The sequence below is a fragment of the Asticcacaulis currens genome (assembly GCF_028550395.1).
Taxonomy (GTDB): Bacteria; Pseudomonadota; Alphaproteobacteria; order Caulobacterales; family Caulobacteraceae; genus Asticcacaulis; species Asticcacaulis currens.
Genome location: NZ_JAQQKW010000004.1, coordinates 23765 through 37289, shown reverse-complemented (window position 1 = coordinate 37289; position 13525 = coordinate 23765). Strand labels below are relative to the sequence as shown.

Annotated in this window: 10 protein-coding genes; 3 read left to right on the top strand and 7 right to left on the bottom strand. The window is 61.7% G+C overall.

The features are described from left to right. Nucleotides 1-6 precede the first annotated feature (6 nt). Nucleotides 7-1146, bottom strand: a complete 1140-nt coding sequence (locus tag PQU94_RS07780) for an ABC transporter permease (protein WP_272740903.1) — start codon at nt 1144-1146, stop codon at nt 7-9. Between the two features lie 72 nt (nt 1147-1218). Between PQU94_RS07780 and PQU94_RS07775 the strand changes: the two genes are divergently transcribed. Together PQU94_RS07775 and PQU94_RS07770 are read left to right on the top strand one after the other, a co-directional pair. Beyond that, entirely contained in the window at nt 1219-1866 is a 648-nt protein-coding gene (locus PQU94_RS07775; protein ID WP_272740902.1) for a TetR/AcrR family transcriptional regulator, read from the top strand. 161 nt (nt 1867-2027) lie between these two features. Continuing rightward, a complete protein-coding gene (locus PQU94_RS07770; RefSeq protein WP_272740901.1) occupies nt 2028-3869 on the top strand; it encodes a glycoside hydrolase family 97 protein in 1842 nt (613 codons plus the stop codon). Nucleotides 3870-3900: 31 nt separating this feature from the next. Here the strand turns inward: PQU94_RS07770 and PQU94_RS07765 are convergent, their stop codons facing one another. Together PQU94_RS07765 and PQU94_RS07760 are read right to left on the bottom strand one after the other, a co-directional pair. Further along, nucleotides 3901-5136 carry an RNA polymerase sigma factor gene (locus PQU94_RS07765; protein ID WP_272740900.1) on the bottom strand — a complete coding sequence of 412 codons (1236 nt, stop codon included), beginning with the start codon at nt 5134-5136 and terminating at the stop codon, nt 3901-3903. Then, nucleotides 5136-5495 carry a YciI family protein gene (locus PQU94_RS07760; RefSeq protein WP_272740899.1) on the bottom strand — a complete coding sequence of 120 codons (360 nt, stop codon included), beginning with the start codon at nt 5493-5495 and terminating at the stop codon, nt 5136-5138. The genes PQU94_RS07765 and PQU94_RS07760 overlap by 1 nt, the downstream gene beginning before the upstream one ends. A 220-nt stretch (nt 5496-5715) precedes the next feature. Between PQU94_RS07760 and PQU94_RS07755 the strand changes: the two genes are divergently transcribed. Beyond that, nucleotides 5716-7677, top strand: coding sequence for a ferritin-like domain-containing protein (locus PQU94_RS07755; RefSeq protein ID WP_272740898.1), 1962 nt, complete (start codon nt 5716-5718; stop codon nt 7675-7677). A gap of 6 nt (nt 7678-7683) precedes the next feature. Here the strand turns inward: PQU94_RS07755 and PQU94_RS07750 are convergent, their stop codons facing one another. From PQU94_RS07750 to PQU94_RS07735, 4 genes are all read right to left on the bottom strand, one after another. Further along, nucleotides 7684-8481, bottom strand: coding sequence for a FadR/GntR family transcriptional regulator (locus PQU94_RS07750; RefSeq protein WP_272740897.1), 798 nt, complete (start codon nt 8479-8481; stop codon nt 7684-7686). Between the two features lie 208 nt (nt 8482-8689). After that, complete coding sequence (locus tag PQU94_RS07745; RefSeq protein ID WP_272740896.1) at nt 8690-9448, bottom strand: FadR/GntR family transcriptional regulator; 759 nt, start codon at nt 9446-9448, stop codon at nt 8690-8692. 121 nt (nt 9449-9569) lie between these two features. Beyond that, the gene (locus PQU94_RS07740) at nt 9570-11948 is read right to left on the bottom strand and encodes a glycoside hydrolase family 95 protein (RefSeq protein ID WP_272740895.1); all 2379 of its coding nucleotides are present in this window, start codon (nt 11946-11948) and stop codon (nt 9570-9572) included. Nucleotides 11949-11960: 12 nt separating this feature from the next. Next, nucleotides 11961-13460, bottom strand: coding sequence for a tryptophan halogenase family protein (locus tag PQU94_RS07735; RefSeq protein ID WP_272740894.1), 1500 nt, complete (start codon nt 13458-13460; stop codon nt 11961-11963). Between the last annotated feature and the right edge of the window lie 65 nt (nt 13461-13525).

Here is a 13525-nt window from a genome sequence, read left to right as displayed (position 1 = left end):
TGCGCCCTACCCCCTGAACACAACAGCCGGATCAAGGCGAAATACCTTGCGCAGACTGAACAGGATGGAACCCAAAATGATTATGGCGATGCTTACCGCGGTGCCCGCCATAACCTGGGCGTAGAGCTGAAAACCCTGAAGCGCGGGTTGATTTTTGGTGGCGAAAAAGAACAGCGCAGTCGCGCCCATCCCCAGGCCATACCCCATTGAACCTACGACGCTCGCCTGAAGCAGGACCATCCTGAGAAGCTGACCATTGGTCACACCCACAGCTTTCATCGCCGCAAACTGCTTTAGGTTCTCAACAACGAAAATGTAAAAGGTTTGAGCGGTAATCGCTGCGCCAATAATGGCACCCAACGCAATCGTAATACCAAAGTTAATCGGGATGCCTGTCCGCTCAAGGTAGTAGTTGATGCTTCGCCAACGAAATTGCGGAGCGGTCAGCGCCTGAAGCCCAGTCGTGTGTGCAATGCGTGTTGCGAGCGCTTCCGCAGTCACGCCGTCACGCGCCTTTACGACAATGAATGGCATCTTTTTACGCTGCGGCGGCGTAATCTCCATTGCGGTCTGGTAAGTGACATAGAGTATCGGAAAGGTCAGGAAGGTGGGCTTTTCGTTGCATACGCCTCGAATCCGAAGACGGTTGTCGTTCAGTTCGAAGGTACGGCTATTCTGAAAATCGCCTTCCGGCCACACGAACAAGAAGCCATTTCGGTCCATAATCGCGGATTGAGGATCGCGGATGGCGTCGCGTCGGCCAGAAAGCATGTCATCGCATAAACCGATGAGAGAGACATCATCCACCCCAATCAATTGGACCTGCTGAGTCAGGCCATCTGCGAGCCGAATGGTCGATAGGCCCTTGTAAAAGGGGACAGCCCAATCTACCCCCGGTACTGAACGGACGCGGCTGAGCTCTACGTCTCGCATAGGCTCGACTTCATCCACGTACCGTACACGAGGATCCATAACCCAGACGTCAGCTTCCCGGACGCTGGTGATGGCATTGGCTGTACGCGACATGATCCCCACAAAAATAGAGACTTGTTGCGCCATTAAAAGTGTGGCGAAGGTAACGCCGAAAACAAGACCGAGGTACTTTGCCCGGTCTCCTAACAACATCTTAAGTGCGACGGCGTTCATGGAGTTGCCATTAAGTGAACCATTGAGTATCATAAATGGCAATAAATTAATGGACCGTCAAGTACCATTATTATGAGCGATATGCCAAATTTGTCAAAAGGGCGGCGCGGCCGGCCGATCAATGCCGACCTTATCCCTCAAATTTTGAAGGTAGCTGGCGACTTGTTTCTGGAACTCGGCTACCAGGGCGCGACCATGGAGGCCGTGGCCAAAGGCGTTGGCATGTCCAAGCTTACGCTCTACAGGCGGTTTCAGACCAAAGAAGAACTATTTGCCGCCGTCGTTCGTGCAAAGTGCGAAGAGTTTATTCCAGAGGCCCTGTTTGAACAGTGTGACGAGTTGCCGGTAAGGGAAGCTCTTCTCTCTATAGCGATTGGTCTCATGAACCTCATGAACAGTCGTGAGGCTATGTCAATTGAAACGATTCTTCGCGCGGATGGGGCCAATCACCAAAACTTACGCGACCTTTTCTTCGAGGCTGGGCCCGGACGTGTCAAAGCGGCAATGGCGAGATATTTTCAACGTCTTTCGGCGCGCGGCACCCTTAAGATTGAAGACCCAGTCTTTTACACGCATGTATTTTCGTCGCTAATCAAGGGATCAGACATACATATGCGGTGCGGCATGGGCATTGGAGATCGACCTTCTGATGAAGAAATTGGTCACTACTGCACCAAAGCGGTAGATTTTTTTGTTCGCGGCCTTGAACCCCCCAGGTAGATTTGGTCCATATGCAAAATAGCGGTTTAAATGTTGTTTTGTCGTACAATTAACTATTGACGAAATCGCTCTGGCATTTAACTCTGACAGGCGGATAAGAGCGCGCTCATAAGCGCTGAGAGGGCCGCAGGGGCCGCACAAAGAGGCATTGGAGAGGTTTCATGAGAATGACCAAAGCGGTTTTCAGAACGGTCGCGCTGCTGGGGGTCGCCCTGTTCTCGGTCGCCCAGACGGCGGACGCCGCCACGGTGAATATCGAAAGCCCCTCCGGAAAGGTCAGGGTCCATATCAGCGATGAGAGCGGGCACCTGACCTATAAGGTGACCGCTGATGGCAAGGACGTACTGGCCGCCTCGCCTCTTGGCATCCGCACCAACGCCATCGACGTGGGTCAGCATACGGTGATTACCAAGGTCAAGCGAGGCAAGGTCGCCGAAACGTACCGCCTCTATGGCGTCAAGCGCTTTGCGGAACACAAGGCCAATACAGCGACGCTCTCTCTGCGGGACACGGGCAGCGTGGCCTTCGCCGATGTGCAGGTGGCCGACGACGGCGTTGCGGTCAGGCTCAGATTGCCCGCGCAGACCGGCCGCAAGGTCGAAGCGGACCTTTCGGGCTGGCGACCCAGCGACGCGGACGCCACAATGTGGGTATCCGAACTCAAAGAAGATTACGAAAACCCCTACTATCAGAGCCGTTTATCGCAACTGTCAGGCAAACGGCTCGGCGCGCCGATTACGCTTAAAATCAACGGACTGTGGGTGACCCTCACAGAGGCCGCCGTCAGGGACTATGCCGACAGCGCGGTCGGCGTGTCTCCGGACGGGCTGCTCCTCAACACACTTTACGCCAATCCCGAGGGCTGGACGACGGACGCCGCCGTCATTCAGCCGTGGCGGGTCACGATCATTGCGCGAACCCTCACCGAACTGGTCAACTCCACCCTCGTTCAAAACGTGAACCCGGCCCCGTCCGCCGAGTTGGCCCGGGCCGACTGGATCAAGCCGGGCCGCTCCACGTGGCAATGGCTGGCGATCGGTGATCCCCTCGAAGACGATCAGCCGCAATGGGTCGATTGGACGAAGACGCTTGGCTATGAATATTATCTGATCGACGACGGCTGGGCCAAGTGGAAGCAACCCTGGCCGACGCTGGAAAAAACCGTGCGCTATGCGCGGGAAAAACGCGTCGGTATCTGGGTGTGGGTCCACAGCCGCGAAGTCTTTGAAGCCGATGCCCGCCGCAGCTTTTTCAAACGACTGGCCGACGCCGGTGTGGTCGGTGTCAAGATCGATTTCCCGGAACCGGGGAGCCGGACGTGGTCGAATTGGTACGAAGACGCCGCCCGCGATGCCGCCGCTGCGCGTCTGATGGTTGACTTCCATGGTGCCATAAAGCCCAGCGGCACCGAACGGACCTGGCCCAACGTCCTGACACGCGAGGGCGTGCGCGGTCATGAATGGCACATCACGCGCTATAACCGGAAACTGCCGGCGGCGCATGACACCATCCTGCCGTTTACGCGCTACGTGGCCGGGCCGGGCGACTATACGCCCACCGTCTTCACGCCGAAGGAACTTCAGGGCAATACGTGGTCGCACGAACTGGCGCAGATGGTCATGTTTACCTCGCCCTTTCTGTCGTTCGGCGGACACCCGCAGACCTATATTTCCAACCCGGCCTTCGGGGTCATAAAAGACATGCCGGCCGTCTGGGATGAAACCCGGGTACTGGCGCCCAGTCAGCCGGGCGAGGTCGCCGCCCTTGCCCGTCGGTCGGGTGAGGCGTGGTACATCGCGGTCATCAATAATGAGACCCCAAGGTCGGCGCACCTGAAACTGGACTTCCTCACGCCCGGGAAGTGGCAGATCGAAGACTATGCCGACGACCGTCAGAACCCCGCCGCCTTCATTACGGGCAAACGTCACGTCGCCCCCGGTGAAAGCCTCGACATCACCTTAAGTCCGCAGGGGGGCTACGTCGCCCGGATCCGCCGGCAATAAGACCACACGTCCGGATCATCGGGGTTTGTCGTTACGCGTGAGCGCCGCCAGCCCCGAGACCGGCCCTGCGCCCGATCAGATACTGGCGCACGGCACTGTCGCCCGAAAGACCGATGGCCAGATCATAGGCGCTGGCGGCCTCGGTCATCCGCCCTGCCCGCCGCAGCAGGTCGGCCCGCGTCGCCCAATAGGGCTGGTAGCTGGCGGTCTGCACCGGGTCGATCAGGTCGAGCTGGCGCAGCCCGAATTCTGGGCCCTGCGCATTGCCGAGCGCCATCGCAAAAGCCACCTCGACCCCCAGACCGGGCGCGATGTGGCGCAGGCCCGCATAGAGATGCGCTACACCCTCGCTGTAATCACGCCCCGTCAGCCGGGCCTCAATATGCGCGCTCTGGATCGCCGCCATCAGCTGAAATGGCCCCGAGTGCTGAAAGCGCGCCGCGCGTTGCAGAACCTGCCCCGCTTCGCGCATCTGATCGGCGTCCCACAGGGTGGCGTCTTGCTCGGATAAGGGAACATAGGCCCCATCACGTGTACGGCTTTTGTGACGGGCGTCGCTATAGAGCAGAAGGGCCAGACAGCCCAGAGCCTCCGGGGCCTGCGGCATCAACTCTGCGACAAGGCGCGCCAGCAGCAGACATTCCTGCGTCAGGTCTTCCGCCCCCATGCGCGTGCGCGCCTCGTCCCAGCCAATGCCGAACCCGGCATAGATGGCCTGAAGGACGCTGTGCAGGCGCGGCGGCATATCTTCGGCGTCCGGAATGACAAAAGGGATACGCGCCTCACGGATCTTCGCCTTGGCGCGGGTGAGACGCTGGCTCATGGTCGCCGGTGAAATAACAAAGGCGTGGGCAATGCGGTGCGCCTCGACTCCCAGGACGGTATTGAGCATCAAAGCGATGTGCAGGTCCGCCGCAATCGCCGGGTGGGCACAGACAAACAGGAGTTTTAAGCGCTCGTCCGGAAAGACAAAACCCGGCGCATCCTCTGCCTCCGGCCTTTGCGCCACCGGATCGGCCGCATAGGCGGCGGCCGTCTTGCGCCGGCGCAGGGTGTCCAGGATGGCGCGCCGGGCCACCTGATAGAGCCAGGCCTCCGGGGAGGTGGGCACGCCCGTGTCAGGCCATAGCCTGAGCGCCGCCGCGAAGGCCGCGCTCAGGGCATCTTCAGCGAGGGCGACATCACCGAAACGCGCCGCCAGATAGGCCGTCAGTCGTCCGGACGACGCCTGAAAGACACGTTCTATGAGCCGCTTATCCTCCCGCATCAGTCACGCGGCGGCGGGGGCAGGCAGGGGCGCACTTCGACGGAACCCCCGCGCGTGATCGGGGCCTTGCGCGCCCAATCCAGGGCGGCATCGAGATTCGGTACGTCGATGATGAAAAAGCCACCGACCTGTTCCTTGGAGTCGATGAACGGACCATCCTGCACGCGCTGACCTTTGGTGTCAAAACGCAGGACGGTGGCGGTCTCAGGCCCGGCCAGGCCCGCGCCCGAAACGAAGATGCCCGCTTCAACAATGGCGGCAGAATAGGCCATCCAGCCGCTCCAGTAGGCGGGGGCGTTTTCGGAGTTGCGCTCGGCGAAGCCTTCGGCGGACTCGGCAATCAGAAGCATGTAGTGCATGACGTGTTTCCTTCGTGGAACGAAGACCCAGATGTCTTCGGCTGACTGACGCACAAAGACAGGCGGATTCGACATCGCCTGCGAAAAAATTATCCGAACATTGTTTTTTGCCGCCCGCAAGGCAACTGTGCCCATGGCGCAGTCAAAAAGCGAAAGCATTGCTGGCCTTGCCGCGAAATTCGGTGATAGGTTGATCTCACCTGCCTCCCGGGACCCGCACATGACCTCTGCAGAGCCTGCCATTATCATCCATAACCGCGAGCAGTTGCTCGACAGTCTGTGCGAGGCGGCGGAGATCGAGCACAACCTGATGTGCTGCTACCTCTACGCGGCCTGGTCGCTTAAGACGGAAGCAGACGACGACGTAGCCGAAGACCTGCGCGAGACCGTGCGTGGCTGGCACCGGGCCATTGTTGACGTTGCCATCGACGAAATGACGCATCTGACGCTGGTCGCTAATCTGATGAACGCTATTGGCGGCGTAGGTCACCTCAGCCGCCCGAATTTTCCGGTGGCCGATGGCTATCACCCGTCGGGGATCCAGGTGCGGCTGGCGCCTTTTACGCCCGAAACCCTTCAGCATTTCATTTATCTGGAACGGCCCGAGGGCAGCCATGAACCGGATGGCCGCGGTTTTGACAATCGTCCGGCCTATCAGCGCGCGCTGGCCGGTCTGCGTCTTATGCCATCGGCGCAGGACTATCTGACGGTGGGACACCTCTACCGCTCGGTAGAGGCCGGGCTTGAGCAACTGAGCGAACAGATGGGCGAAGCCTCGCTCTTTTGCGGCGATCCCGCCCTTCAGGTGTGTCCCAGCATACTGCCTTTGACCGGATTGGTGCGCATCACCGATCTGGCTTCCGCAAAAAAGGCCATCGAGACCATTGTGGAGCAGGGCGAAGGCACGGAGATCGGCTGCAAGCGCAGTCACTACAGCCGCTTCGTCAAGATCCGTGAGGCTTATGAGGCGCGCCTCGCCGACACTCCGGACTTCAAGCCCGCCTATAATGCTGCCCGCAATCCGGTGATGCGCAAACCGATCCACGACCCGCAAGACCGCGTGTGGGTCGAATGCGACCGTCCGCGTCAGGTGCTCGATCTGGGCAACGCCGTCTATAACCATATGCTGCGATTTCTGGCGCAGGGCTTCGCCTCCACCGACATGGCCGAGAAGCGGCTGATGATCAATACCTCGATCAGTCTGATGCGGGCGCTCGACCCGCTGGCGCGCGAACTGGCCCGTTTAAAGGCCAATGAGCACGACGACTGCAATGCCGGACTGAGTTTCGCCACGCTGCGCACACTGGATACGCCCGGTTCGACCCCGGCTATTCGCAAGCTCCTGGGCGACCGGCTGAAAGAAATTGAAGAGGGCGGACGTCAGATCGCGTCAAGTCCCCGCGTGGAACGCGCGCTTTCGCAACTAAGATCAGTTTACACCACCTACCTTCGGACAGCCACCGTGACCGACACCCCTGACACAACGCCGCCCGAAGCCGCACCGGAGTCTTTGAAAAGCGTCGCCCCTTCCGACGGCAGCAACTCCGCGCCCGAAGTGGTTGAAGGGAAAGACCTCACCTTGGTCGTCGATATGAAACGTTGCATCCATGCGCGCTTCTGCGTGACGGGTGCCCCCAAAAGCTTCATCGCAAATGTCGTGGGCCCCTGGCTGCACCCGGATGAAACACCGACAGATCAACTTATCGAGGTGGCGCACGCGTGCCCATCCGGTGCCATTGGCTACCGCGGGAAGACGCGCCCGGATGAACGGGCACCGGCAGTCAATATGATGCGCACGCGTGAGAATGGTCCCAATGCTATCCATGCGCCACTGACGGTGGCGGGCGAGACGATCGGATTTCGCGCGACCTTCTGCCGCTGCGGAGCCTCAAAGAACAAGCCCTATTGCGACGGCTCCCATCATGAGGTCCAGTTCACAGCTACGGGGGAGCCTGAAACACAGAGCCTTGAGCCCCTCGCCGTACGGGACGGGCCACTGCTGGTCGATCCGCAGCGCAATGGCCCGCTGCGCATTACCGGCAATCTCGAAATCTGCGCCGGGACCGGGCGCGTGGTGACGCGGGTCGAGAGCGCTCTCTTGTGCCGCTGCGGTCAGTCGGGGGCCAAACCGTTCTGCGACGGCAGCCACCGGGCCGCCGGGTTCGAGGCCGAGGGGGTTTAGGCGCCTTTAGCCCTGAATGGCAGGGAGCGACTCGGCCAGGGTTAGCGCCGTCTTGAGGTTCTCATAATGGTGCCACATGGAATAGAAGGCCCCGTCGCCGTCGCCGCGGTGCAGGAAATCAAGCGTGCGCTGATGGTCGGCAAAGACCAGACTGCGGAAGCGGTCGCCATAGAGAAGCACGCTCAGATTGCGCATGGCCGGGCTTTGCTGACGCCGCTGCCAGGCCTGTTCCGACATGAAGACGAACTCGAAATTGTGCGTCGCCTGCGCGATCTGGCGATGGAAGTGATGATTGCGCGGCTCATATTCTTCGTCCGCGCTGGTATTGATCAGCCCTTGCAGAGCCTTTTCCATCGCCGCCATATCGTCTTCGGTATGCCGCGCGGCGGTGATGCGCGCAATCTGGCAATCCAGCCACTGATGCGCGTCGATCAGGTGCTGCGGGTTCAGTTGCGCGACCGCCAGCTCTGCGCCGGCAAAGCCGTCTGACGGATCGACATTGACGCCCTGCGCATAGGCCTGCGGCATGATGTAAATGCCGGAGCCCTGCCGCGACTGCACCGCGCCCTTGACCTCGAGCATGACCAGCGCGTCGCGGATAACCGCCCGCCCGACGCCATAGATTTCAGCCAGATCGCGCTCAGTCGGCAGCTTGCCGCTGGCGCGAAACTCACCCGAACGGATACGCTCCAGAAGCGACTTGCCAATGACCTGATAGGCCCGCAGATCGCGTTCGTTCCACGCTTCCTCGCTCAGCACAGGCTCGGCGTCGCTATGGCCGTCACGGCTTTGTCTGGATGCCATTCTGGGGTTCATCAGGGCTCTCAACTCTTTCCGATCTGCTGGAACCCGGTGCGTCAGGCCCGAACCATAGCAGCATACACGTTTTATTGGCCAACCAATATCAAAATCTTGACGTTATGGCCTCAGAACGCGCGGCTCAAAACGCTATATCTGTTACTTTTTAACTCCTCGCCCTGTATCCAGATTGACCGGCCAATGCCGGGCGCACTTACACGCCGATCGGGGCCTTTTCCGGTTTGTACAGGGCTTTGAGGTTTTCGAAGTGATGCCACATGGCAAAATAGGCGCGGTCGGCATCGCCTTTTCGGATCGCCTCCAGCGTGCGCCTGTGATCGAGGGCGCACAGCTGGCGGGTAGCGGCCAAATTCGGATAATCGCCCAGAGTCTGCGCGGTGGCCGCCTGCGCACGCCGCTCCCACATCTGCTGCGACAACCACATCAGTTCGCTGTTGCGCGCGGCCTGCGCCAGCGTGGCGTGCCACAGGCCATTCAGGCGGTTCAGTTCGGTTGGTGACGGCGCCTGGCGCAGCCGCTCGACCAGCTCCTCCAGCGCGCCCCCCTCGTCAGCGCCCGCAAGGGCCGCCTGTCGGGCAATATGGCTTTCGAGGCATTGCTGGGCGTGCAGGATATCGAGCCATTTCGGCGCGGGCGCTTCGCTCAGAGGGCGGTCGGCGAACTCTTCCTTGCGATCGGGCCAGCCTTCGGCGTAGGCGGCCTTGGTAATATAGATGCCCGAGCCCTGACGCGACTGCACCAGTCCCTTGACTTCAAGCATGACCAGAGCGTCGCGAATGACCGCGCGGCCGACGCCATAGACCTCGGCCAGTTCACGCTCGGTCGGCAGCTTGCCCGTCGCGTGAAACTCGCCGGACCGGATGCGTTGCAGCAGGGACTGCCCGATGATCTGATAGGCTCTCAGATCGCGCTGGGTGCGTAACTCGTCCGAGGCTAGGTCTTCGTTTGACATGACGTTCCGCCGCACGGCTGTTGAACGTCTTGGATAGCGCGTGCCCGCCCGCCGGGTCAATGCGCCCGCACGCATTTGATCGGGCGCGCTGCCCGCGGCTATCTCGTCGTCACGGCCCGGCCTAGAGCGCATAGCTCTGGCCAGCCTGCAAGTCGGCCACCTGCCCCCAGACGAGCTTTTGCTTGCCTTGGCTGAGCGGTGCAAGGCCCGACTGACCCGGCGGCGGCACAAGGCGGAATTGCGCCTTGCGCGACGCCCGCACTACACAGTGGGTCAGCCTGCCCTCGGCCCATTGCAGATCGACGCTCACACCGCCGCGCGCGCGCAGGCCGCGCACCCGCCCGTTCGCCCACGATTTCGGCAGGGCCGGCAGAAGGCGCAGGCTGCCATTGTGGCTTTGCACCAGCATCTCGGCGATGGCCGCCGTCGCCCCCAGATTACCGTCGATCTGGAAGATCGGGTCCGGCGTGTAGGGGTGGGTATCGAAGAAGTTGGCCCCCGTAGACTGACGAAACAGCTTTCTCAGCATGGCCAGAGATTCTTCGCCGTCGCCCAGCCGCGCCCGGAACATGGTCAGCCACGCCGCGCTCCAGCCCGTATGACCGCCCCCATGCCGCAGGCGCTCGGTCAGGGTGCGCCGCGCCGCTTCAGCCAGATCGGGCGTATCGTGGACATCAATCTCAATGCCAGGATAGAGGCCAAACAGGTGCGAGATATGCCGGTGACCGGGCTCGGCTTCGGTGAGCGGCTCGCTCCATTCCTGCACGCGGCCATCGGGCCCGATCTTCAGCCGGTCCAGTCGCGCCAGCGCCGCCGCACAGGCCTCGCGCAATTCAGGCTCTGCCGACAGGGTGTCCGCCGCCTTTTTTGTCAGTGTCAGGACGGTGAAGGCCATGGACTGCGACATGGCGCACCCCATATCGACATAGCCGACCTTGCCATTGTCCATGACATAGCTGTTTTCGGGCGAACTGGCGGGACCGGACACCAGCTTGCCGGTGCGCGGGTCTTCGACCAGATAGTCGAGCGTAAATTCGGCACAGGCCTTGAACACCGGCAGGGCGCGCGCCCGCAGGAAGTCGAGGTCGCCTGTATAGAGATAATGTTCCCAGTAATGCAGGGTGAGCCACGCCAGACCCTCCGGCCACAATCCCCACTGCACATTGCCGTCCAGCGCCGTGTGCCCCCACGGATTGGTCGTGTAGTGGGCCACGGCCCCGCGGCAGCCATAGGCGATCTGCGCCGTCTGACGCGCATGGGGCATCAGGCGGTCCACATAGTCGAACAGGCTGTGGTGCAGTTCGGACAGGCCGCACACCTCGGCCGGCCAGTAGTTCATCTGGATATTGATATTGATGTGGTAGTCGGCGCTCCACGGCGGGGCAAAGCCGTCGGCCCACAGGCCCTGAAGATTGGGCGGCAGGGAACCGGGCCGGTTCGAGCCGATCAGCAGGTAACGCCCGAAATTGAAGTAGGTCTCGATCAGCGCCTTTTCGGCCGCGTCGGACGCCGCCGCCAGACGTTCGGACGCCAGAACCGGCACGCCAGACGGTGCCAGCGTCAACTCCACGCGGTCGAACAGGGCGCGGTGATCGCGGATCTGATCGCGGGCGAGGCTCTTCCACGAACGGGCCGTGAGTTTGGCCTGCGCCGCCCGGGCGACGGTTTCCGGAGCGGGCGCCAGCAGATCAGTGGCTCCGGTCAGGGTCAGAAGGACGGAACGCGCGCCCGTGATGCGGAAACCCTGACCGTCCGGCGCAACGCGGCCGCCGTCGCTGCGGCAGGCCAGATAGGCGCAGAAATGCACGCCATAAGGCTGGGGCTGACCGAACATTTTCAGTACCCCGCCCTGCCAGTCGAACGCCACATCGCGGTCGCGCCTGAGCATCGCCGTCAGGGACAGGCCCTCGGGAGCGCTGGTTTCGAAATAAACGGCCAGACACTGATCCGGGGCCGAGGCCATCACCGTGCGGCTGTAGGTGGCCTTGCCAATCTTGTAGCGGACCGTGACCTGACCCGTGGCCATGTCGAGCTCGCGGCTATAGTCGCTGACGGCCTCGCCATGGCCCATCTCCAGCCGCAGGTCACCCAGCATCTGATAGGACCCGTAATCAACCTCGTTCATCGGGCCCATCATCTGATCCTGCGCCAGACGATTGGCCTCGACGCGGTTGCCGGCGAACAAAAGCTCACGCACCTTGGGCAAGGCAGCGCGCGTCGTCTTCGGATTGTCTTCGACCGAGCGCCCGGACCACAGCTCGATATGGTTCAGTTGCAGCCGCTCGCTTTTGACGCCGCCATAGACCATGGCCCCCAGACGGCCATTGCCGACCGGCAGGGCCTCCATCCAGCGCGCCGCCGGGGCGTTGAACCCGAGCACCCTGGTCGAGGCCCCCGCACCCGATGACCCCGTCTGTGCACGGGCCTGCGCCGCCAGCAAAGGAAGGGTGCTGAGGGCCAGAAGCCCCCCAAGGGTTTCGCGGCGGGTCGATCGGGTCATGGCAGTCCTTATCTAAACATTGGCCGCGCAGAAGTGGCGGATATAGTCCTCGTGCGGTGGCATCCGGTCACGACAGGCGGCGATCACTTCGCGCGTCTGGCGCAGCCAGGTTTCCGAGCGCGCCTCAGGGATGCTGAGCGTCAGCGGATCGGGGGCCGCCGGGCGCAGGCCCTGCCCCCACATGACCGCCAGCCAGTTGCCCGTTCGAAACTGCTCGCCGCGCTCCTGCGGGATGCGGCCGCGGCTGCGGAACAGGTCGAGCCGGTGGGTCAGGGCGTCGGGCACGGCCATGTCGCGGCAGTAGCTCCAGAAGGCGCTGTCGCGGCGCGATCCGGCATAATAGTGCAGGATGAGAAAGTCACGCACCTCCTCATATTCGCGCGTCAGATCGGCATTATAGGTGTCGATATCGGCCTGATGGAAGTCGCGATCGGGGAACAGATACTGCAATCGCGCAATACCGTTCTGAATCAGCATGATCGAGGTCGATTCCAGCGGCTCAAGAAAGCCGGACGACAGGCCAATGGCGACGCAGTTCTTTTCCCAGAATTTCCGGCGGCGGCCGGTCTGGAAACGGATGGCGCGCGGTTCGGCCAGAGGCTCCCCGTCCAGATTGGCCAGCAGGTTTTCGCGCGCCGCGTCCTCGTCCATGAACTGACTGCAATAGACGCTGCCATTGCCGACGCGGTGCTGCAACGGAATGCGCCAGCGCCACCCGGCACTATGGGCGGTCGAGCGCGTATAGGGCACCGGCGGCTCGGTGGCGCGGCTGGGCACAGCCAGGGCGCGGTCGCACGGCAGCCAGTGCGACCAGTCCTCAAAACCGACCCCCAGTGCCCCGCCCAGCAGGAGCGAGCGGAAACCGGTGCAGTCGATAAACAGGTCGCCCTCGATCAGGCGCTCGCCGTTCAGGCGCAGGCCGGTGATGAACCCCCGCTCATCCAGATCGACGTGTTCGATGCGGCCTTCGACACGGCGCACCCCTTCGGCCTCGGACATCTGGCGCAGGAAGGCGGCGTAGTGGGCGGCATCGAAATGATAGGCATAACTGATTTCGGCCAGCGGCGAATTGGCCCCGGCGGGCGGCATGAACTTGCCGGCCTTGGCCGCCAGCGCCTGAAGATTATAGGAATCGAGAGGTGCTTCATCGCCACTCAGGGCATGGCGCAGCCACACCGAATGAAACGGCAGGGCCCCGAATTCCCGGCCGAAAGGGCCGAACGGGTGCACATAGCGGTTATCGAGGGCACCCCAATCGACAAATTCGATACCGAGTTTGTAGGTGCCATAGGTCGCCTTGAGGAAGGCGTGTTCGTCAATGCCGAGAACCTGATTGAAGACGCGGATATAGGGGGTTGTCGCCTCGCCCACGCCGATGGTCGAAATCTCTTCGCTTTCGACGAGGGTGATGGTTTCGACATCGTCCTTGAGCAGTTTGGCAAACCAGGCGGCGGTCATCCACCCCGCCGTGCCGCCTCCGGCAATGACCACGTGTCTTATCTTCTGGGACATGTCCCTTACCGCTAGCTGAAAAAAAGATGCCTGACAAAACACTTGTCAGGCATCGAGGCCCGTAT

What these genes read in the sequence shown, in the direction of transcription:
- PQU94_RS07780 (WP_272740903.1), bottom strand. Translation starts at nt 1,146, where the DNA reads ATGAACGCCGTCGCACTTAAGATGTTGTTAGGAGACCGGGCAAAGTAC.
- PQU94_RS07775 (WP_272740902.1), top strand. Translation starts at nt 1,219, where the DNA reads ATGAGCGATATGCCAAATTTGTCAAAAGGGCGGCGCGGCCGGCCGATC.
- PQU94_RS07770 (WP_272740901.1), top strand. Translation starts at nt 2,028, where the DNA reads ATGAGAATGACCAAAGCGGTTTTCAGAACGGTCGCGCTGCTGGGGGTC.
- PQU94_RS07765 (WP_272740900.1), bottom strand. Translation starts at nt 5,136, where the DNA reads ATGCGGGAGGATAAGCGGCTCATAGAACGTGTCTTTCAGGCGTCGTCC.
- PQU94_RS07760 (WP_272740899.1), bottom strand. Translation starts at nt 5,495, where the DNA reads ATGCACTACATGCTTCTGATTGCCGAGTCCGCCGAAGGCTTCGCCGAG.
- PQU94_RS07755 (WP_272740898.1), top strand. Translation starts at nt 5,716, where the DNA reads ATGACCTCTGCAGAGCCTGCCATTATCATCCATAACCGCGAGCAGTTG.
- PQU94_RS07750 (WP_272740897.1), bottom strand. Translation starts at nt 8,481, where the DNA reads ATGGCATCCAGACAAAGCCGTGACGGCCATAGCGACGCCGAGCCTGTG.
- PQU94_RS07745 (WP_272740896.1), bottom strand. Translation starts at nt 9,448, where the DNA reads ATGTCAAACGAAGACCTAGCCTCGGACGAGTTACGCACCCAGCGCGAT.
- PQU94_RS07740 (WP_272740895.1), bottom strand. Translation starts at nt 11,948, where the DNA reads ATGACCCGATCGACCCGCCGCGAAACCCTTGGGGGGCTTCTGGCCCTC.
- PQU94_RS07735 (WP_272740894.1), bottom strand. Translation starts at nt 13,460, where the DNA reads ATGTCCCAGAAGATAAGACACGTGGTCATTGCCGGAGGCGGCACGGCG.